Annotated in this window: 17 protein-coding genes and 1 pseudogene; 8 read left to right on the top strand and 10 right to left on the bottom strand. The window is 68.0% G+C overall.

The features are described from left to right. Window positions 1-27 precede the first annotated feature (27 nt). Entirely contained in the window at window positions 28-561 is a 534-nt protein-coding gene (locus FA582_RS07310) for a GNAT family N-acetyltransferase (protein ID WP_010149419.1), read from the top strand. Here the strand turns inward: FA582_RS07310 and pdxT are convergent. Beyond that, on the bottom strand, window positions 553-1155 hold the full coding sequence (gene pdxT, locus FA582_RS07305; RefSeq protein WP_010149418.1) for a pyridoxal 5'-phosphate synthase glutaminase subunit PdxT: 603 nt from the start codon (window positions 1153-1155) through the stop codon (window positions 553-555). The genes FA582_RS07310 and pdxT overlap by 9 nt on opposite strands. A gap of 106 nt (window positions 1156-1261) precedes the next feature. Between pdxT and FA582_RS07300 the strand changes: the two genes are divergently transcribed. Then, window positions 1262-1774: an RNA polymerase sigma factor gene (locus FA582_RS07300; RefSeq protein WP_010149417.1), complete on the top strand. Its 513-nt coding sequence runs from the start codon at window positions 1262-1264 to the stop codon at window positions 1772-1774. Next, window positions 1761-3101, top strand: a complete 1341-nt coding sequence (locus FA582_RS07295; RefSeq protein ID WP_010149416.1) for a hypothetical protein — start codon at window positions 1761-1763, stop codon at window positions 3099-3101. The genes FA582_RS07300 and FA582_RS07295 overlap by 14 nt, the downstream gene beginning before the upstream one ends. A gap of 486 nt (window positions 3102-3587) precedes the next feature. On the opposite strand, the pseudogene FA582_RS17115 reads toward FA582_RS07295, so the two are convergent. Both FA582_RS17115 and FA582_RS07290 read right to left on the bottom strand, forming a co-directional pair. Then, window positions 3588-3976, bottom strand: a pseudogene (locus FA582_RS17115) (pPIWI-associating nuclease domain-containing protein). After that, window positions 3895-4473 (bottom strand): hypothetical protein, encoded by a 579-nt coding sequence (locus tag FA582_RS07290; RefSeq protein WP_202798123.1) that lies wholly within the window; start codon window positions 4471-4473, stop codon window positions 3895-3897. The pseudogene FA582_RS17115 and the gene FA582_RS07290 overlap by 82 nt, the downstream one beginning before the upstream one ends. Window positions 4474-4554: 81 nt before the next feature. Between FA582_RS07290 and FA582_RS16380 the strand changes: the two genes are divergently transcribed. Both FA582_RS16380 and FA582_RS07285 read left to right on the top strand, forming a co-directional pair. Next, window positions 4555-4716: a hypothetical protein gene (locus tag FA582_RS16380; protein WP_010149412.1), complete on the top strand. Its 162-nt coding sequence runs from the start codon at window positions 4555-4557 to the stop codon at window positions 4714-4716. An 882-nt stretch (window positions 4717-5598) separates the two neighbouring features. Beyond that, entirely contained in the window at window positions 5599-6357 is a 759-nt protein-coding gene (locus tag FA582_RS07285; RefSeq protein ID WP_237707599.1) for a DUF5131 family protein, read from the top strand. Between the two features lie 16 nt (window positions 6358-6373). Here FA582_RS07285 and FA582_RS07280 read toward each other — a convergent pair whose 3' ends face one another. The 5 genes from FA582_RS07280 to FA582_RS07260 all read right to left on the bottom strand — a co-directional run bounded on the left by FA582_RS07280 (window position 6374) and on the right by FA582_RS07260 (window position 11814). Then, a complete protein-coding gene (locus FA582_RS07280; RefSeq protein ID WP_010149408.1) occupies window positions 6374-7486 on the bottom strand; it encodes a three-Cys-motif partner protein TcmP in 1113 nt (370 codons plus the stop codon). Between the two features lie 28 nt (window positions 7487-7514). Then, complete coding sequence (locus FA582_RS07275; protein WP_010149407.1) at window positions 7515-8669, bottom strand: HNH endonuclease family protein; 1155 nt, start codon at window positions 8667-8669, stop codon at window positions 7515-7517. 8 nt (window positions 8670-8677) lie between these two features. Continuing rightward, window positions 8678-9949: an adenine-specific methyltransferase EcoRI family protein gene (locus FA582_RS07270; protein ID WP_238705469.1), complete on the bottom strand. Its 1272-nt coding sequence runs from the start codon at window positions 9947-9949 to the stop codon at window positions 8678-8680. 283 nt (window positions 9950-10232) lie between these two features. Next, entirely contained in the window at window positions 10233-11132 is a 900-nt protein-coding gene (gene pdxS / locus FA582_RS07265) for a pyridoxal 5'-phosphate synthase lyase subunit PdxS (protein ID WP_010149404.1), read from the bottom strand. A 133-nt stretch (window positions 11133-11265) separates the two neighbouring features. Beyond that, complete coding sequence (locus FA582_RS07260; RefSeq protein ID WP_010149403.1) at window positions 11266-11814, bottom strand: HIT family protein; 549 nt, start codon at window positions 11812-11814, stop codon at window positions 11266-11268. Between the two features lie 444 nt (window positions 11815-12258). Between FA582_RS07260 and FA582_RS07255 the strand changes: the two genes are divergently transcribed. After that, window positions 12259-13224, top strand: a complete 966-nt coding sequence (locus tag FA582_RS07255) for a nitroreductase/quinone reductase family protein (RefSeq protein WP_010149402.1) — start codon at window positions 12259-12261, stop codon at window positions 13222-13224. Here FA582_RS07255 and FA582_RS07250 read toward each other — a convergent pair. After that, entirely contained in the window at window positions 13221-13694 is a 474-nt protein-coding gene (locus FA582_RS07250; RefSeq protein WP_010149401.1) for a hypothetical protein, read from the bottom strand. The genes FA582_RS07255 and FA582_RS07250 overlap by 4 nt on opposite strands. An 88-nt stretch (window positions 13695-13782) precedes the next feature. Further along, a complete protein-coding gene (gene thrS, locus FA582_RS07245) occupies window positions 13783-15762 on the bottom strand; it encodes a threonine--tRNA ligase (protein WP_010149400.1) in 1980 nt (659 codons plus the stop codon). A 151-nt stretch (window positions 15763-15913) separates the two neighbouring features. Here thrS and FA582_RS07240 point away from each other — a divergent pair, with 151 nt between their 5' ends. Both FA582_RS07240 and FA582_RS07235 read left to right on the top strand, forming a co-directional pair. Then, window positions 15914-16432, top strand: a complete 519-nt coding sequence (locus tag FA582_RS07240; protein WP_010149399.1) for an NUDIX hydrolase — start codon at window positions 15914-15916, stop codon at window positions 16430-16432. A gap of 313 nt (window positions 16433-16745) precedes the next feature. Then, window positions 16746-19991: a DEAD/DEAH box helicase gene (locus FA582_RS07235; RefSeq protein ID WP_010149397.1), complete on the top strand. Its 3246-nt coding sequence runs from the start codon at window positions 16746-16748 to the stop codon at window positions 19989-19991. Window positions 19992-20022 lie beyond the last annotated feature (31 nt).

Raw genomic sequence — 20022 nt, 5'->3', positions numbered from 1 at the left:
GGGCCGTCCGACCCTAGGCTGCGTGCCGTGCCCTCCTCCCCCGACGACGTCCGGATCCGCCCGCGCGAGGACGGCGACGTCCCGGAGCTGGCGCGGCTGTTGCTCGCGCAGCAGCCCACGACGGGCTACCCGATGCGCAACCCGCTGCCCATGCCGGCCGAGCAGTTCGTCGCGCGCGGACGCGACCTGGCCGCCTGGGTCGTCGAGGTGGGGGGCACGCTCGCCGGGCATGTCGCGGTCGACCGCGTGGACGACGGGGAGCTCGGCCGGGCCTTCGCCGCCGCCACCGGTAAGCCGCTCCACCGCCTCGGCTCCGTCTCCACCCTCTTCGTCGGGCCGGGTCGGGCGGGCCTCGGCCTGGGCGGCCGGCTCCTGGGGACCGCCATCGACTGGGCGCGCGCACAGGCGCTGCTGCCGGTCCTGGACGTCTTCCCCGACCACGCGGACGCGCGTCGGCTCTACCTGCGGCGCGGCTGGCGCGACGTCACCACGGTGCGGCCCGACTGGGTGCCGGACCACGCGGACGACCTCGTCCTCATGGTGCTGCCGGACTCAGCCTGAGCAGGCCTTGACGAAGAGCTCGTGGACCCGGTGGTCGCCGGTCACCTCGGGGTGGAAGCTCGTGGCGAGCAGGGGGCCCTGCCGGACCGCGACGGGGTGGCCGTCGACCGCGGCGAGGACCTCGACGTCCTCCCCGAGCCGCTCCACCCAGGGCGCCCGGATGAAGACGGCGACGAAGGGCCGCTCGGGGTCGCTCAGCCCGGTGATCTCCAGGTCGACCTCGAAGCTGTCGACCTGACGGCCGAAGGCGTTGCGGCGCACGGTCATGTCGATGCCGCCGAAGCTCTGCTGCTCGGCGTGGCCGTCGAGGATCTCCTCGGCCAGCTGGATCATCCCGGCGCACGACCCGTAGACCGGCAGCCCGCCCGCGATGAGCCGACGGATCGGCTCGTGCAGCCCGAAGATCCGGCAGAGCCGGTCGATGGTGGTCGACTCCCCTCCGGGGATCACGAGCCCGTCGAGGCCGTCCAGCTCGGCCGGACGGCGCACCAGGCGCGTCGCCGCTCCGGCGGCGCCGAGCGCCGCGACGTGCTCGCGCACGTCGCCCTGGACGGCGAGGACGCCGATGGTCAAGTCAGGCGAGGGATCGGGCACGGGCCTACCCTGCCACGTGGCGAGCCGACTGACGATCTTCGCGGTACGTGTTCGGTGGTCGAGGTCCGTGAGGGAACGATCCGACCCTGCGGGGAGACTAGAGGCCGTGGACGCACCCGGCGAGACGCGCTCGAGGGACGCGGCGAGGAGTCCGGCACCACCGGCCGAGTCGCTGCGCCAGTCCTTGGTGCGCCTCGGCGCGGCGGTGACGGGCGACCTGGAGACCGGGCACGACCTGGCGCAGGAGGCACTGCTCGCCCTCTCGCAGCGCGACGACGTGCGAGATGCGCCTGCATGGCTGCGTCGCGTCGTGGTCAACCGAGGGAGGTCCTGGCTGCGACGACGGGCCCGGCACCAGGCATACCTGAACCACTGGGAACGCTGGCGTCGCGGTCGGGCCGACCAGCTCACCGAGACCGATCTTGCAGACCAGCTGGCCGTGCGGGAGGCGCTGGGGCGGCTCTCGCCGGAGCACCGGGCCGTGCTGGTGCTGCGTTTCTACGACGACCTGAGCGTGCCGCAGATCGCGGCGACGCTGAAGGTGGCGGAAGGCACGGTGAAGTCGCGCCTACACCGTGGTCTGGCGCGGATGAAGGAGGCCGTCGATGTCGAGGACTAACCCGCAGCAGAGCGAGCGCGCGGTCCGGGCGCTGCAGGGACTCCTGCACGATCTGCCCGACGTGCCGCTGCCCGTGCGGCGACGAGGCCGTCCACCGGTCGGTCCGCTCCTCGTGGCGGCGGCCGTGACACTGGTGCTGCTGCTCCTTCCGTTGCACGTCGCCGAGCGCGACCGCTCACCCGCCGCCACGGGGACGCACGCCGTGCTGCCGGACCCGTTCCCGGCCTACGCACATGTGCCGGCCACCGTCGAGCGGCTCCCAGCCGGCCCGGCGTCGATGGTCTTCACCCACGGCTCAGGGGTCGAGTTCCTGGATCACCCGCAGGCCATCGCCCTGGGCGCCGACGGGACGTCCTACCGGCGCCTCGACACCGCCGACGACGCGAGCGTGCCCAGCGACCAGGGTGACCCAGGGCCGATCCTGTTGTCGCCAGACGGACGCACCGTCGCCGTCGGTGGACGTGGGGGCGAGGGTGACCTCTTCACGGTGTCGCTCGAGGACGGGTCGGTCCGTACCTGGCCGTTACCCGAGGGACGTTCGAGCGTGCCGCTGGGATGGTCGGCGGACAGCCAGTCGGTCTTCGTCGGGCTGGTCGAGGGCGTCTACGACAGGTATGCCGGGCTCTCCAGCGCGTCTCAGCTCGCCGTCGACGACGTGCGACGAGCCGACCTGAGCGCCGCCGAGGGCACCGGCCCCACGCCGCTGCCCGACGTCTCCAGCGTCACCGGCGTCGCACCGCTCCCATACGGCGAGGGAGTGCTCGTGGCCGGGACTGCGGGGACCGAGCTGCGCAGCCCCGACGGTATGCGGGTCGTCGCGAAGGACCTCGATCTGGGGCCCGACCTCGGGCCGGCCGCCGTCAGCCCAGACGGACGGTCTGTGGTCACCGGGAGCAGGGGTGAGCTGAGAGTCAACACGCTCGCGGACGGGACCGTCACATCGACCTACTACCTGGACCTGAGGGCGACAGAGGGGTCGAACGAGGTGGCCCTGACGGCCGAACCGCTCGGGTGGCTCGGCGAGGACCGGATCCTGGTGTCGGCCTACCAGGAGGCGGGGTCCACCAACCGTCTGCACCTGTGGTCGGTCGACGCGGGCACCGGCTCGACCACGGAGCTGCTGGTCGCAGAGCCCGGCTGGACGGGCGCATCGATCGTCGAGGTGTCCATCGCCGCCGACCTGCTGGACGGGGCGGAGGTGAGCGACCCCGGGCCGATCGATCGCGGACGGGCAGGCCTCGCGCTACGCGCGGCGCTCCTTCTGGCGCTGGTCGTGCTCACGGTGCGGGCGGCGATGCAGCTGCGCTCGGTCCGGCGGGACAGGTGAGGGATGCCCGGCTCACCAGCCGCGCTCGGCGAGCCGGTGCGGCTGCGGGATGTCGTCGACGTTGATGCCGTGGTCCATTCTTGACGAACTTCGGGCGTCGGACCAAGGTGCTGCTACGCGTATGGGCATACCGACGAGATTAGTCCAGTGCTCAGGCACCGTCCCGATTGTCCGCCTGCATAGGTGGGGTCTTCGCGCGTGCGCTCCGTACCTTGGAAGAGCGCGCGCAATTTCCATCGACCGTGGACCGACTACCCCGGGCCGAGCGTGTCCCTCGTGCGGGTGCGTGTGCGGTTACCAGAGCGGCCTCGCGCCGAACAATATGGCGACCACCGAGGCTGAAGCTTGGGCGACGTTCTGGACGAAGATGGCGGCCATCTGGGTTCGCTGCCACCGGCGGTGCAGCAGGAGTGTCTCAACGACGCGCGCGGACACCGGGTCGCAGCCGCAGCAAGACTGAGGCCGGGCTCTGAGTGAGTACCAACGTTAGGCCCTGCACAGGGCGTGGATGAACGTGATCGCCGACTCGACACGCATCCGAATGGCGATCAAATGCGTGACCGTGAAGCGCCCCGCATGGCCATGCGTGCCGTCGTTGAAATCCCGGAACAACGCGAGCACGTTGTTCATGTCTTCGTCCACGAGATCCTCCAGGGCCTTGTCGTCGATACCTTTCCGCCCAAGCAGGTACCGGACCTTCGCGCGCCGAGTCGGCGGGCCCTTGTCGGTCTTGTCGCAATCAGGAAGCTCCGCGGGACGGCCGCATCTGGTGCTTCCTGGTCGAGCATCGCGATCAGAACCTCGCGAGCGCTCGTGCAGAAGTGCCGCGCGGCATCGGGCTTCGTGGGCTGAGAGAGAACAGCGCGCCAGTCCATCGGTCCACGGGATCCTGACCGAAGGCCGCGAGTTCTGACTGGATACTCGGGCCGCGAAGCTCCTCCTCGGTGGGGTCGTCCTCGGCAGCGCCATCGCCATCCATGGCGTTCAGCAGGTAGACGCTGTTGCCGGCCTCTTCGCTGCCGCGGTTGACGAGTTCGCGTCCAGCGTTCGTCAGGTGTCCACTCGCAAGACGTGTCTCGGCCGCCATGTATGTCTGTGTCAGGGTCGTGACCGACGTCCTGTAGGTGACGAACGTCGTCGGGGTCCGGCGGGACTGGAGTCGCCGGATCTCCTGATTGAGCCGCTGTCGCTGGTTCTCGACTCTGGAGTTGTGTGCCCGCGCCTTGGCGTTATAGGCACGTACCTCGCGGTTGAAGTCGTTGACAGCCTTGTTCACCGCGCCGCTGTGCAGGCGCACCTCGCGGTTGTACTTGTCAATCGCCTGCTTCTGCTGCGCAGACCGAATCGCTGCTCGCGCCAGCGCGGGCGTCATCCTCCGTGGCATGAGGTCAGAGTGACCGTGGGCACTGACATTCCTGGGCCGTCATCGAGCCGGCGGCATAGGATCGTGCCTATGGAGCACGCGAGCAACACCATGTTCTTTCCCTGGATGCTCGCACTGCCACCGGATGATCGGAAGGCTTGCGAGCGGGACCTCGCCGAAGACGCGCGTACAGATCAGCCGCTGGCGGCGGCCGCCGAGCTGACATCCTGGGAGGAGACGGCGGCGTCGTAGCTGCGGGTCTAGGAGACGTCGACTTGAGTGGCTCGACGAGGCCGAGGCTGTCGAGCGCCCGTAGCAGCGACTTCAGCGCCTCACTATGCTGGCACTGAGTCACCCCACACGTGGTCTTCGGGCAGGCCCACGCCCACGTCAGCGGCGAACTCGCGGTCTGCCAGGGGCAAGAGCACTGGCGCATCCGGCTCATCGATGTGCAGCAAGTCCCACCGATCCTCATATCGTTCGAGGATCGGCAGAAGCACCCGAGCCTGATCGACCGGAGCGTTGCGCTCCCCGGCCGACACACCTGGCTCGGTCAGCCAATACATGTGACTGATCCACGCCGCAGCGGCCACATGCGAACGCGGCACAATGAAGGTCCTTAAGGAAGTCGCTCGTCGTCGGGCACGGCAACCAGGACGAAGTACTCACGGTCGTGCGCGCTGCGCACCTGCGTCGTCGCACCGAGAGCCGAACTGAGGCGGTCCATCCGACTACCTCTCGCGGTCTCTACTTGGGCCTCGACCTGCGGCCGTTCGTCCCCGTCCACAGCGAGAATGTCCGTCCGCCCTAGCACGTCGCGAGTGAGTGCCGGAGCCCATCCGCGCCGTGCCAGTTCCGACGCGACGTGACGCTCGCCGACAGTCTTCGTCTGCTTGGTGTCGAACCCCACAAGGGTACCTGCCCCCTCGTGCGCTCCTTCTGGACCGCACGATGGCTGACCGCCAACCGTTTGACATCGGAACGTGACTACGAAGCCGATTCTGTCGGAGGGTAGTGGCACGATCCAGTGCCCGCACGAGGTCAGCTTCTCCGCTGCGAACGCCAGTGCGGCGTGCCGCGCCCCCTAGTCATGTTCGTGCCCGCCCAGAACGGCTACGCTCGAGGAAGAGAGAGGTGAGGCCATTGGCCACCAACAGCGGGATCGAATGGACTGAGGTCACCTGGAACCCCGTCACCGGCTGCGACCGCGTAGCCGCCGGGTGCGACAACTGCTACGCGCTCGCGCTGGCCAAACGGCTCAAGGCGATGGGGGCTGAGAAGTACCAGAACGACGGCGATCCGCGAACCTCGGGCCCCGGCTTCGGCGTCACGATCCATCCGAAGTCGTTGTCGCAGCCCTATCGATGGCGGACGCCGAAGATCGTGTTCGTCAACTCCATGAGCGACCTCTTCCACGCCAGGGTGCCTCTGGCCTTCATCCGCGATGTCTTCGACGTGATCCGCGAGACTCCACAGCACACGTATCAGGTACTCACTAAGCGCGCGCACCGCACGGCACGCATCGCGGAGAAGCTCGAGTGGCCTGACAACCTTTGGATAGGCGTCTCGGTCGAGTCGTTCGACGTCGTCGATCGGATCGACCATCTCCGTGCTGTTCCCGCGGCGACGCGCTTTCTGTCGTGCGAGCCTTTGCTGACCGCGCTGCCCGATCTCGACCTCGAGAGGATCGACTGGGTGATCGCGGGCGGCGAGTCCGGTCCGAGGGCCCGGCCGATGGACGCGGCCTGGGTAGTGGACATCCGCGACCAGTGCGTCCGGGCGGAGGTCGCCTTCTTCTTCAAGCAGTGGGGCGGACGGACGCCGAAAGCCAACGGCCGCGAGCTCGACGGCCGCACCTGGGACAACATGCCAGTCCTGGCTGCCGCACTGTAACGAGAGTGGCTCTCAGCTACTCGGGGCCGAACGTGATCCAGGTGCCGTGGGGGAAGGTGTTCTTCCGCTTCTGATTCGGCGAGGAGATGCGTCCCGCCTCCTGCATGGGCTTGAGAGTCATCTTCTTGACCTGGCCGCTGTGGAACGGCGTCTTCGTGACGACGTAGTCAGCGACGTCCTCGATCAGCACAGTGCGGCCCGCGAAGTGCTGCGCCAGCACGTCCTGGAGAGGGCCGGTATTGGCCTCGTCTTCGAAGAGGACAGGACGCCCGGCGAGGCGGTCGTCGAACCTGTAGCCCCCGCCAGGAGCGAGCTTCCACATCGCTTCCTTCATCTTGTCGTAGGCCTGGTCGTCCCGGGTGCAGAAGAAGAGGTAGCTGCCCGTGTGCCCGCTCTGGTTGATCATCTCGAAGCTGCAGATGTGGGCGAAGCGGCATTCCTGCCGCAGCTGCCGCTCATACAGGTCGTGGATGTACTGGCCGCGTCCGTTGTCCGAGGCGGGAGCGTTCTTGTAGTCATCACATCCGAAGAGCGCCGTGAAGTGCGGATCGACGATGCCGGCGTTCGCGAACCGATTGACGCTGTTGAAGTCGAAGTAGATGAAGAGCTCGCACGACAAGTGGCTGACCAGATCGCGGATCAGCGCCATCGGCACGTCCTTGTAGCCGAATGGGTCGACGAACGCGAACGTGGGGGCTAGCTTCTTGCCAGCAGGGATGGAGTCCAGCAGCTCACGGGCCAGTGCCTGAAAGTTCAGGTTGCGCTCGATGACCTTCACGTTCTGCGGCCATGCCGCGCGGCCCGTCTTCATGTCGGCGAGAACGCCCTGCAGAGTTGCGAACCTCTCGGCGTTCCACTCGTTGAAGACGAAGTTGAACGTGGTGTCACCGAAGGAAGGGAACGACCGGTGATCCAGCAGCGTGTTGAGAGTAAGCACCGGCGACCCTGGCTCGTTGTCGTCGTAGCGGCCGGGGCCCGCGAAACCGTCCAGCACGTTGACCCGCTGGTGGTATCTGCTCAGCCCGAAGATGCCGAACCACGCGCCGAGGTACCGCGTGAGGATGTCGTGCTTGGCCTTAGTGTGCGGGGGCCGTTCCCACACGGTCGGCAGCTTGTCGCCCTTCGGCATTGTCGCCCCCTCACCCCGATGACGGGAGTTACTTGTTGCCCTTAGCGCGGTTGTGCGTCTGGCACAGCATCGTCAGGTTGGACAGGTCCGTCGCCCCGCCCTTGGACCAGGCCGTCACATGGTCCGCGTCCATCTCGGTCTGGTTGTAGATCCGCGCCTTGTTGCTGTCCCCGGCGATCGTGCACAGCGGGCAGTTGGACTGGCCGGCGGCCTTGGCCTTCGTTGTCTGCTGCTCGTAGGCGATGCGCTTGTCCTTGGGCTCGAACAGGCGGATGTCGAGCAGCTGGGGCTTCGTCTCGCCACCGAGCAGGTACTCGTAGATGCCCTTGCTGCTGTTCACCGCGGGGTCGCCCCGCAGGTCGTTCACCCGTTCCTCGAGCTTGGCCGCGTTGTAGGAGGTTCCGTGGTGCTGCTCGTAGAGGCGGCCCCACTCGAGACCCCGCATCTCCGTGTCCGGGGGGCGCGTGAAGACGCTCCCGACCCAGTCGATGACGGACGTAAAGTAGGACCTCAGCTGGACGATGTCCTGGTCCTGCCGGTGCTGCGCGAGGTACGCGTCGATCGTCATGCCCTGCGAGGAGGCGACCCAGTCGAGGGCCTCCTCGAGGATCTGCTGCCTCTTGGGGTCTCCGTTGACGTACGAACGCCACTTCTGCATGTTCGCGTTGTTCGAGTTGCTGTACTCGGCCTTCGCCTTCGTGATGAAGGGTCCAGAGTAGATCGCGTTGAGCAGCTCCTGCTTGTTCAACGGAATGCCGGAGATGTTGATTGTTTGGAACCAGGCCTTGATTTCGTCCTCGGTGCCGTCGCACTCGTAGATGTCGAGCCGCGTGTTCAGGATTCGGCTCTGAAGATCCTTGGGCAGCGACGAGAACGTCTGCTCCCTTCCACTGACCTTGATGGCGAACTTGCCAGTCACGAAGCGACCGATGCTCGTGATGCGCTGCTGTCCGTCGAGCACCTCGAGCGTCTGCCCCTCGACGTTGAAGTAGATGAGCCCGAGCGGATACTCTTTGAGCAGCGAGTCGATGACCGCGACGTCGCGCTTGCCGTCGTTGTAGATGTAGTTGCGCTGATACTCCGGCTGGATCACCAGCTTGCCACCCAGCCCGAATAGGCCCTTGCCCTCGAGCTCGTTGTACACGAAGCCCTCGAGTACCTCCTCGACGGAGTAGTGCTTCATCTCGGTTTTCACGAGGCGGCCTTCCTGTGACGGATAAAGATTCGCTTGTACATCCTCTTGACGGGGTAACCCACGTCGAAGAAGGTACCCGACCCGAACGACTCGGCGCGGATGTAACCACCGCCAGACCCGGTGTTCGACTTGACCGGGCTGCCGTTCACGACCTTGCGCTTGGACTTGTAGGTCTTCGTCGGCTCGTAATCGGTCTCGTCGGTGCCGAGGATCTCGAACTGGTCGGGGTTGTACTTGGCGAGCCATGTGATCGGAACGCCCATCACACCGTCGTAATCGGAGGGGATCGCGTCCGTGTACGGGACCTCGATCGCATCGAAGTTGTCGTAGCGCTGGTACTCGGTGCCACCGTCGAGAGTCGAGACCAATTTCTTGTTGTACCTGAGGTTGTCCTCCATTGACATGAGCTGCAACGGCTCGTGACGCCGACCGTGTTCGATGTTGGTGAACCAGCAGGAGTTCCCCAGACGCGTGTACTCGTGCTCGCCGTCCGAGGGGTAGCCCAGCTTCTCGGCCTTGAGCCGGTCCGCCTCCTTCACCACCGTGCCCTTGGGCACAGCGAACACCATGTCGGTGCTGTTCGCCGTCGCGCCCTTCCAGATCTTGTTGTCCTTGATCAGCCGGAAGACGTTCTTGTAGGCGATGGCATTCTCATTGCCGATGATCGAGAACTGCTTCCCGCCCTCTTGTATCCACGTCAAAAACTCGCGGAAAAGACTGAAAGGAGGGTTGGTGATGATGATGTCGGCTTCGTCGCGAAGAGCGGTCACCTCTGCGCTGCGGAAGTCGCCGTCGCCCTCGAGGTACTCCCAATGGAGATCATCGATGTTGATGACGTCGTCCCCGTTGAGGTCCTTCGGCTCGAGGATGAACTTCTTGCCGTTGGCTCGCGACTTCGTGGGGTCGAACTTCGGGTCGTCCAGCTCAAAGAGCGTCGGCTCATAGGAGAAGGTCGCCGGGTTGCTGTCCGGTGCGTAGGACGCCGAGATGAGCTTCTTTAGACCGAGGTTCACGAAGTGCAGGGCGAAGAACTTCGCGAAGTTGCTCCACTCCGGGTCGTCGCACGGGAGCAGCACGACCTTGTCCCGGAACACGTCGGGGTCGAACTCCAGGTAGGCGTTGACCTCGCGCTCGATGTCGGCCCACTGCGTGTAGAACTCGTCGTTCTTCGCCGCCTTCGCTGCGTTGAGACTGGACGTGCGGTTCGCAACGGTCGACATGCTCTCCCCTGTTGACCCGGGTGCACCGCCGGGTTGGGGGCACTTCATCCGTAGGGTCATGGTAAACGCGGGGACCGACATCCCTTGGGAGACGGGGCCGAGGGACCTGGTTTGTCCGAGCGACTGACCCAACGAACGCCCGGCCCCCAAGTTGGCTGCTGCCCGGTCAGGGGCGCAGCGACCACATCACTGCGTGATTCCCTAGGCACCACCCGGATGCTGGAACCCAGTTTGGACCACGGCATGGGTCACGCTGCTGAGCGCATGAGGCTGGCTGGACCCACACCACCAAACGCCGGCGGTGTGGGCCGAATCGCCTCGTAATCAGCTACTACCAGCCGCGCTCGGCGAGCCGGTGCGGCTGCGGGATGTCGTCGACGTTGATGCCGACCATGGCCTCGCCCAGGCCGCGCGAGACCTCCGCGATGGTGTCCGGGTCGTCGTGGAAGGTCGTGGCCTTGACGATCGCGGCGGCGCGCTGCTCGGGGTTGCCCGACTTGAAGATGCCGGAGCCGACGAAGACGCCCTCGGCACCGAGCTGCATCATCATCGCCGCGTCGGCCGGGGTGGCGATGCCGCCAGCGGTGAAGAGCACGACCGGGAGCTTGCCGGAGCCGGCGACCTCCTTGACGAGCTCGTAGGGGGCCTGCAGCTCCTTGGCCGCGACGTAGAGCTCGTCCTGCGCCAGCGAGGTGAGCCGGTTGATCTCGCCGCGGATCGCGCGCATGTGGGTGGTGGCGTTGGAGACGTCGCCGGTGCCGGCCTCGCCCTTGGAACGGATCATCGCCGCGCCCTCGGTGATCCGGCGCAGCGCCTCACCGAGGTTGGTCGCGCCGCAGACGAAGGGCACGGTGAAGGCCCACTTGTCGATGTGGTTGGCGTAGTCGGCCGGGGTCAGCACCTCGGACTCGTCGATGTAGTCGACGCCGAGGCTCTGCAGCACCTGCGCCTCGACGAAGTGGCCGATGCGGGCCTTGGCCATGACGGGGATCGAGACGGCCTCGATGATGCTGTCGATCATGTCCGGGTCGCTCATCCGCGAGACGCCGCCCTGGGCCCGGATGTCCGCGGGGACCCGCTCGAGCGCCATGACGGCGACGGCGCCCGCGTCCTCGGCGATCTTGGCCTGCTCGGCGGTGACGACGTCCATGATGACGCCGCCCTTGAGCATGTCGGCCATGCCGCGCTTGACGCGGGTGGTGCCGGTGGTGGGCTGGGTGGGCTCGGACATGCCAGGGGGGCCTCTCGTGCGGTGCGGATGTGCCGTGGGGCGAGGCTGCGCGTGCCTCACCGGCGAGGGCTCCCAGTCTACGGCCGTACGGGGGTGCTCCCGGACCGCGCGGGGGCGTGCACGGGCCTACCTCTCAGCGGGGCCAGTGCTCGGCGAGCTGGGCCCGGACGTCCGCCAGCAGCTGCGGCAGGGCCTTGGTCTGCCCGACGATCGGCAGGAAGTTGGCGTCGCCCATCCAGCGGGGCACGACGTGCTGGTGCAGGTGCGCCGCGACCCCCGCCCCCGCGACCTCGCCCTGGTTCATCCCGAGGTTGAAGCCGGCCGGGTTGCTCGCCGCCTGGATCGCCCGGACCGCGGCCTTGGTCAGCGCGCTGAACTCGCTCGTCTCCTCCTCGGTGAGGTCGACGTAGAGCGGGACGTGGCGGTAGGGGCAGACGAGGAGGTGGCCCGGGTTGTAGGGGAAGAGGTTGAGGATGACGTAGCAGTGCACGCCCCGGTGCACGATGAGGCTCTCCTCGTCGTCCCGCTCGGGGGCGACGCAGAACGGGCAGCCGTCACCGGCGTCGGCGCTGGGCCGCTCACCCCGGACGTAGGCCATCCGGTGTGGGGTCCACAGCCGCTCGAAGCCGTCGCGCGAGCCGGCGAAGGTGTCGGCGGCCTCGGGGCTCGGGTGCTCCGTCATGGTCGGCAGTCTAGGGGCGCTCTCATCGGCGCCTCACCTGCGTCGGTGATGCTGGGTCGACCGTCGTCGAGGAGGACGCATGGCCCGCATCCCCGGGGCGCCCGAGCGCCCGCTCGCGCTCTTCGTGCTCGGCAAGGCGCCGTCCTCTTCGAGCATCTTCCCCGAGGTGTTCGGCCTGCTGGGGCGTCACGGCGTGGACGTGGAGGTATGCCGGCCGCACGACGGTGACGAGCCGCCCGACGCCTCGCGGGTCGCCTTGGTGGTGCACCGCGGCCTCCGCTATGAGGCCCTGCCGGTCGTCGACACCCTCGTCCACGCCGGGGCCGACTGCCTCAACCCGCTGCCGGGGGTGCGGCTGCTGCGGCGCCACCAACGACTCGAGCAGCGCCTGGCCGCCGCAGGGCTCCCGGTGCCGCCCTCGACCCCGGTCGTCGACTGGTCCGGGTGCTGGCTCAGGCCGCCGGTGCGATGCGGGTGGTCAAGCGACGTCACCGCGGTCGGGGCCGGGGTGCCGAGGTCCTCGCCGGTCGTGCCGACGACCTCCCGGCGGCTCCTCCCTTCCCCGGGCCCTACGTCACCCAGCCCTTCGTGCCCAACGACGGGCTGGACCGCAAGCTCTACGTCATCGGGTCGACGGTCGTCGGGCTGCTCAAGCCGTCGCCGCTCCTGGGCGCCCATGCCACGACCGGTGAGCCGTTCGAGGTGTCCGCGGAGCTGCACCGTCTCGCGCTGACGGCGGCCCGCGCCTGTCGACTCGACCTCGCCGGTGTCGACGTCGTCCTCGGGCCGGACGGGCCGGTGCTCGTCGACGTCAATGCCTTCCCCGGCTACCGCGGTGTCCCCGGGGCCGCGGCCGCGATCGCCGGTCTCGTGGCCGCCCGGGCCCACCGGGAACAGTCGAGGGTCGATCCGAGTTGCCCCAGCATGGACGACAACCAGCCCCAGCACGACCTGCGCGACGCCGCGATCGGTGACCCCACGGCATACCTGCCGGAGAAGAGCGAGTGGGTGGAGAAGCAGCTGCGCGACATCGACGCCGCCGGCACCACGGACGCCGCCACGATCCAGGACCGCCCCGTCATGGTCGTGACGATGCGCGGGGCGCGCAGCGGGATGCTGCGCCGGGTCCCGCTCATGCGGGTCGAGCACGACGGGGCCTACCTCGCGGTGGCCAGCAAGGGCGGCGCACCCGAGCACCCGGCGTGGTACCACAACATCGTCAAGAACCGCGACGTGCTCGTGCAGGACGGCACCAGCCAGCAGGCCCTGCGTGCGCGGGAGCTCGCCGACGGCCCGGAGCGCGACGCGTGGTGGCAGCGCGCCGTGGCGGCCTTCCCCAGCTACGCCGACTACCAGGAGAAGACCGACCGGCTCATCCCGGTCTTCGTGCTCGAGCCGCTGGGTCGCTAGGGGCGGGTCGGCACCGTGACCGCGCGGGCCTGCTGCACGCCCGCGCGCACGGCGTCGAGGACGACCGGCGGCAGGTCCACTCGCTCGCCGAGCGTGACCGAGGTGTGCCCTGCCTCCCGCGCCCACGCGACGACCGCGCGGGCCAGGGCGAGGCATACCCCCTCGTCACCGGCTCCCTCGCCCACCGGAGTGAGGACGAGCAGCTGGGGCACCCGGTCGAGGTCCGGCAGCACCGGTCGGCGCACGAGCGCCACCCCGACGTGCTGGCCGCCGCGCTCGGCGACGAAGGCGGGGTAGTCGGCATACCGGCGGTGCCAGGCCTGGGCGAAGAGCCGCACATGGGTGCGGTCGTCCGCACCCTCCCCGACGAGCAGCCGCGCCTGCTGGTGCAGGGCGCCGAGCAGCAGCGCCTCGTCGTCGTTGATCTCGCGCACGCGGACGGCTCGGGCGGACTCCCCCGGTGTCGTCATGGCGCGCTCCTGATCCCTCGGCTGGCCCGATCCTAGGACACGGGTATGCCGCCGCGCCGGTCTCCCGGGCGACCTCGCGCGCGCTGGGTCAGATCTGCACCCGGTCGCGGACCGCGGTGACGATCCGCTCGACGGCCTCGTCCACCGGCACGGAGTTCTCCTGGCTCCCGTCGCGGAAGCGGAAGGACACCGCGGCGGCGTCGCGGTCCTCGCCGCCGGCGATGAGGATGAACGGCGCCTTGGACCTGCTCGCGTTGCGGATCTTCTTGGGGAAGCGGTCATCACCCTTGTCGACCTCGACGCGGATGCCGTGGGCCAGGAGCCGCGCCGCGACCTCGTCGAGGTAGTCGTAGAAGTCCTCGGCGACGGGCACCCCGACGACCTGGACCGGCGCCAGCCACGGAGGGAACTGCCCGGCGTAGTGCTCGACCAGGACACCGATGAAGCGCTCGATCGAGCCGAACTTGGCCGAGTGGATCATCACCGGGCGCTGACGGGAGCCGTCGGCCGCCTGGTACTCCAGCTCGAAGCGCTCGGGCTGGTTGAAGTCGTACTGGATGGTCGACATCTGCCAGGTGCGGCCGATCGCGTCGCGGGCCTGGACCGAGATCTTCGGGCCGTAGAACGCCGCGCCACCGGGGTCGGCGACGAGCTCCAGCCCGGACTCGTCGGCGACCTCCTGCAGGATCGCGGTCGCCTCCGCCCAGTCCTCGTCGGACCCGATGAACTTGTCCTCGTTGCCGTCGTCGCGGGTCGAGAGCTCGAGGTAGTAGTCGGTCAGCCCGAAGTCGTCCAGCAGCGAGAGGACGAACCTCAGCAGGTGGCGGATCTCGGCCGGCGCGTCCTCCTTGGTGACGTAGGAGTGGCTGTCGTCCTGGGTGATCATCCGCACCCGGGTGAGACCCGAGAGCACTCCCGACTTCTCGTCGCGGTAGACGGTGCCGAACTCGAAGAAGCGCAGCGGCAGGTCGCGGTACGACCGGCCGCGCGAGCGGTAGATGAGGTTGTGGATCGGGCAGTTCATCGCCTTGAGGCGATAGTTCTGCCCGTCGACGTCCATCGGGGGAAACATGCCCTGGCTGTAGTACGGCAGGTGGCCGGAGGTGTAGAAGAGCTCCTCACGGGAGATGTGCGGGCTGCCGACGTAGGAGAAGCCCTCCTCGATGTGCCGGGCCCGGACGTAGTCCTCCATCTCGCGCTTGATGACGCCGCCGCGGGGGTGGAAGACGGGCAGGCCCGCGCCCAGCACCTCGGGGAAGGAGTAGAGGTCCATCTCGGCGCCGAGCTTGCGGTGGTCGCGCTTCTCGGCCTCGGCCAGCCGGTCGAGGTAGGCCTTGAGGTCCTCCTTGGAGGGCCACGCGGTGCCGTAGATGCGCTGGAGCTGCGGGTTCTTCTCGCTGCCGCGCCAGTAGGCCGCGGCGCTGCGCATCAGCTTGAAGGCGTTGCCGATGATCTTGGTGCTCGGCAGGTGAGGGCCGCGGCACAGGTCGCCCCAGACGACCTGACCGGTACGATCGACATTGTCGTAGATGGTCAGCTGAGCGCCGCCCACCTCGACGTTCGCCCCTTCGGCTACCTCGCCGGCCGCGCCGCCTTTCAAGCCGATGAGCTCCAGCTTGTAGGGCTCCCCCGCCAGCTCGGCGCGAGCGGCGTCGTCGTCGATCTCGCGGCGGGCGAAGGTCTGGCCGGTGTTGATGATCTTCTGCATCGCCTTCTCGAGGCGCTTGAGGTCATCGGGGGTGAACGGTTCCTCGACGTCGAAGTCGTAGTAGAAACCGTCGCGCACGGGCGGGCCGATGCCGAGCCTGGCGTCCGGGAAGGTCTCCTGCACGGCCTGGGCGAGGACGTGCGCGCAGGAGTGGCGCAGGACGTCGAGGCCGTCGGGCTCGTCGACCAGCACGGGCTCGATGACGTCGCCGTCGAGCAGGACGTGGTGGAGGTCGCGCAGCTCGCCGCCGATGCGCGCGACGACCACCTGCTTGTCGTCGGCGAAGAGGTCAGCCGCGGTCGTGCCCTGATCGACCGCTCGCTCGCTGCCTGCGACGTTCACGGTGATCTGGCTGGACACGGTGGTGCTCCTCGGGGTCTGGGGTATGCCGCGCGCGTCACGCGGGCGGCGGTCGTCCAACCCTACCGGTCACCGGGGCCGCTCCGGCACCAGAATTGCGCTGCAGGCCCGCCGGTCGGGGGGCTCGCGCTCAGCACCTAGGGTGCTGGCCATGGGCGCAGTCGAGGACCGGGAGCCGCCGGACGGGATCAGCAAGCACTTCACCGTCGCGGTCTTCGTGGTGCACGAGGGGCACGTGCTGCTGCACCCTCACCCCAAGGTGGGCCTCTGGCTGCCGCCGGGTGGGCACATCGAGCCGCACGAGCTGCCCGACGATGCGGCGCGCCGCGAGACCCAGGAGGAGACGGGCCTGGCCGTGGACCTCGTCGGCTCCCCCGGCATACCTCACGACGCACCTGGCTCGCCCCGGCAGCTCGTGCGGCCGGAGGGCATCCAGGTCGAGGACATCACCCCGGGGCACCAGCACATCGACCTCATCTACTTCGCCGTGCCGGCCGGTGGGTGGCGGGCGGGGGCCGACGGCCTGCCCGAGGTGGACCGGCGGGAGGGGATGGTGTGGCTCGACCGTGCCGGAGTGTGTGCCGCACCGGTCACCGCCGAGGTGCTGGCGTGGGTGGACCTCGCCCTCGCCGAGGTGCCGAGACGCTCGGGCGGGGCATACCGGAGCTGAGCGGACCTGGCGTTGCCGCTGCTGGGCGTGCCAGCACGCAGCCGCGCGGCACCGCCCGCGACGCCCCGCTGACCACACTGGTCACCAGGTGCCAGGACACCGGTGTGTGCGCGGGTTCCTGCCCCGCGCACAGGCGCATCTCCTGGCAGGTTGGGACGCACGTGACCCGAGTGACCAGCCAGGGCACGACGTACACGCCTGGACGATCACGGTGACCCCGCGACACCGTCAAGCGGAACGGAACTCGGGCTGCGGGGCCGTCGGTGTCATGCCTCACCTGCTGACGGGACGGTGAACGGGCAAGATGAGAATCATGGGACGTGCTCGGGGCAACGATGAGCGGCTGCGGATACTGACGTACTGGTGGATGTTGGAGTTGTTCAGCCCGCAGCAGGTGCCGGCGCTGACACGTCGGGCGACTCGCCCATCGGACCGTCAGGTGATCGCGTGGCGGAGGGGAGATCCTCTCCCCTGGGAGACATTGGCTTCGCCCGAGCCGTTCAATGGGGCCCGGAGGGTCTGGCGGCACACCGTGTATCTGGGTGTCTACAAGCTGGAGGCCACCTACGAGGCGTTGGGGCGGGTGTTCGGCGAGGATCCTGATGCCTATGACAAGCGGCCCGAAGGCGAGAGTGCGTGTGCCGGGCTCCTGGTCGATCACGACGGTCGCCTGGTCACCGCCTCGGCGGTTCTGTCATCAGCGCTGTGGGCTGCAGGTCGGACACGAGACCCAGGACCGAGCAACCCGGGCTGGATGGTCGGGTTCGACGAGGCCGCGGAAGAGTTCGTCGACTCGATCGACGCCTGTGAAGGCGCCCGCCGTGATGTCGATGGCCGCGAGCAGCCTCCGCCTCAGGACTCGGACTCCTTGACCGAGTTGCTGAAGCTGTCCCATCTCGCTGCCGGAGTCGTTGGCTTCGACGACCTCGCGAACGATCGCGTCGTCATCGACAGCATGGCGGTATCGGCACGACGAGCCGGGGACGGCACGGACACCGACTTCTTGAACAGCTTTTACCTCGACGACCTCGCGGCCGTGCGCGACCATGTGGCACGCGGAGATCTCGGCGCTGGTCTCACCACATACCTCACCGGCGACCAGTCACTCCCCGTGTCCGACCGGATCGATGTCGTCACACACCCGGGCACGGTCGACGCGGGCACCACGATCGAGCGCCTGCCTCAGGGTCGGTGGCCGGCTGACCCAGCCCACTCCCTGGCTCTGAGCCAGCAGTTCGCCGTCAACCGAGCGCTGAACGACCTCGGGCGCAGCACTGGTCTGATGGGCGTGAACGGCCCGCCGGGCACGGGCAAGACGACCATGCTGCGCGACATCCTCGCCGGCAACGTCGTCGAGCGAGCCCGACGACTCGCGGCGCTGTCTCGGCCATCGCATGCGTTCACCACGCTCACCCACACCTGGTCCGACGGCGAAGGCCACGATCGCATCGTTCGCCAGCTCAAGCCCGAACTAACGGGATTCGAGATGGTCGTCGCGTCGGCTAACAACGCGGCCGTCGAGAACGTCACCATCGAGATTCCCGACGAGAACGCCATCGATGCGCCGTGGCGCGGCCAGATCGACTACTTCGGTGACATCGCGACCGAGATCCTGCGTGACGTGGCCGCCAGCAACGCGAAGCCACCCACAGCCTGGGGGCTCGTCGCCGCCCGACTCGGCAAAAAGAAGAATCGTTCGGCCTTCCACTCAGCGTTCTGGTTCGACGAGACTGACCCGAAGACCACCAAGCCTGTCGAGAACGGCGTCCCAAGGATGCAGACCCGGCTGAGGCAGTGGCGCGACGGCACGGTTCCCTACACGCCCTGGGCACAAGCACGCGAAGCCTTCCACTCTGCCGAACAGCGCGTCGACGCACTCATGCGACACCGTGCGCAGGCCGAGGACCGGCTCCGGGAACTCCCCAGACTGGCTGAGCGCGAACGTCGTCTGGAAGAGGCGATGGAACAGGAACGTCAACGCCTCCACCAGAGCCAACACGACCTGTCCCAGCATCAGCCCGTTCAGCAGCAGGCCGACTCAGCCCGCGCACAAGCTGCTGACAGCCACGATCGACACCTTGCTGCGCAGCCCGGCGTACTGGAGACGCTCCTCTCCTTCGGACGAGCCGTACGAGAGTGGACAGCACGCCTGAACGACCTGGCGCGGACGTTGGACGACGTCCAGCAACACCACCAAGAAGTGCACGATCGTGGGCAGCGGCTCCGCGACGCCGTGCAGCAAGCCCAGGCACGGCTGTCCTCGTGCCACCATGACGTGAATCGCCTTCGAAATCAACGGGCCCGACTCCAGGCCCAGTGCGCACAGGACGAGGAACGCTTCGGTCTGGCCTATCCCGGCTCGGCATGGCAGGGCGACCAGCGAGAACTACACGCCCCGTGGCTCGACGAGGAGCTTGACACCGCCCGCTCTGAGCTGTTCGTCGCGGCACTGCAACTACACCAAGCCTTCCTCGCCAACGCCGCACGCGACATGCTGAATGGGCTGCGCGCCGCCGGTGAGGTCGTCGCCGGGAACTACCCACGCGACCTGGAACCCGAGAAGATCCGGGCCGCCTGGCAACTGTTCTTCCTCGTCGTCCCGTTGATCTCCACGACCTTCGCCTCGGCCAGCCGAATGTTCAGCGGCGTCGGCTCCGAGACGATCGGCTGGCTCCTCATCGACGAAGCCGGACAAGCCTCACCCCAGTACGCCGCCGGCGCGATCTGGCGCGCGCAACGCATCGTCGCCGTGGGCGACCCGCTCCAGCTCGAGCCCGTTGTCACACTCCCCGAGAAGGCACGACGCAACATCGCCAGCAACTACGGCCTCAGCTCGACATGGATCCCGCCCCGCGCCTCCGTCCAGACCCTGGCCGACCGCGTCACCCAGTTCGGCACCCTGCTCGATCAGGGCGAGGACAAAGTATGGGTCAGCGCGCCGCTGCGGGTACACCGACGTTGCGACGACCCGATGTTCACCCTGTGCAACCAGATCGCCTACAACAACCTCATGGTCAACGGTGTCCAGCGCGATCTGGACGACCCCGAAGAGCGCTTCGGCAGCCCGACCGCCCCACTCATCGCCCCCAGCTACTGGGCCGATGAGCCAGCCAGAAGCCCGGGCAGCCATCTTCAACCGAGCCAGATCGAGCGGCTGGAGAAGGCCCTCGCCTACTTGGCGAACCAGGGCGTTCCTCCGTCGAAGGTCATCGCGATCTCCCCGTTCCGGACCGTCGCCGATCGACTCCGCAGCCTGGTCCCGAAATACGAGGGCCTCCAAGCGGGCACCATACACACAGCGCAAGGACGCGAAGCCGACGTCGTGATCCTCGTCCTGGGTGGTGACCCCAGCAAGCCGGGAGCACCCGCCAACTGGGCACGCACCCCGAACCTCGTCAATGTCGCCGCCAGCCGCGCGAAACGCCGTCTCTATGTCATCGGCGATCGCTCATTCTGGGCAGGGCACAACTACTTCACAGACCTCTCCAACGCACTCCGCCACTCGGCGTCGTTCGCCAGTTCCGACCCGGATCGCGCAGTTGGATCGCCCCGGGTCTGAGATCCGGTTGTCGTGCCCGTGTCCAGACGGG

This window comes from Serinicoccus profundi (assembly GCF_008001015.1).
GTDB lineage: Bacteria > Actinomycetota > Actinomycetes > Actinomycetales > Dermatophilaceae > Ornithinicoccus > Ornithinicoccus profundi.
The sequence above is the reverse complement of the archived record's forward strand: the minus strand, read 5'-3'. Positions and strand labels throughout refer to the sequence as shown.

What these genes read in the sequence shown, in the direction of transcription:
- FA582_RS07295 (WP_010149416.1), top strand. Translation starts at nt 1,761, where the DNA reads ATGTCGAGGACTAACCCGCAGCAGAGCGAGCGCGCGGTCCGGGCGCTG.
- FA582_RS07290 (WP_202798123.1), bottom strand. Translation starts at nt 4,473, where the DNA reads ATGACGCCCGCGCTGGCGCGAGCAGCGATTCGGTCTGCGCAGCAGAAG.
- FA582_RS16380 (WP_010149412.1), top strand. Translation starts at nt 4,555, where the DNA reads ATGGAGCACGCGAGCAACACCATGTTCTTTCCCTGGATGCTCGCACTG.
- FA582_RS07280 (WP_010149408.1), bottom strand. Translation starts at nt 7,486, where the DNA reads ATGCCGAAGGGCGACAAGCTGCCGACCGTGTGGGAACGGCCCCCGCAC.
- FA582_RS07275 (WP_010149407.1), bottom strand. Translation starts at nt 8,669, where the DNA reads ATGAAGCACTACTCCGTCGAGGAGGTACTCGAGGGCTTCGTGTACAAC.
- FA582_RS07270 (WP_238705469.1), bottom strand. Translation starts at nt 9,949, where the DNA reads ATGAAGTGCCCCCAACCCGGCGGTGCACCCGGGTCAACAGGGGAGAGC.
- pdxS (WP_010149404.1), bottom strand. Translation starts at nt 11,132, where the DNA reads ATGTCCGAGCCCACCCAGCCCACCACCGGCACCACCCGCGTCAAGCGC.
- FA582_RS07260 (WP_010149403.1), bottom strand. Translation starts at nt 11,814, where the DNA reads ATGACGGAGCACCCGAGCCCCGAGGCCGCCGACACCTTCGCCGGCTCG.
- FA582_RS07250 (WP_010149401.1), bottom strand. Translation starts at nt 13,694, where the DNA reads ATGACGACACCGGGGGAGTCCGCCCGAGCCGTCCGCGTGCGCGAGATC.
- FA582_RS07240 (WP_010149399.1), top strand. Translation starts at nt 15,914, where the DNA reads ATGGGCGCAGTCGAGGACCGGGAGCCGCCGGACGGGATCAGCAAGCAC.
- FA582_RS07235 (WP_010149397.1), top strand. Translation starts at nt 16,746, where the DNA reads ATGGGACGTGCTCGGGGCAACGATGAGCGGCTGCGGATACTGACGTAC.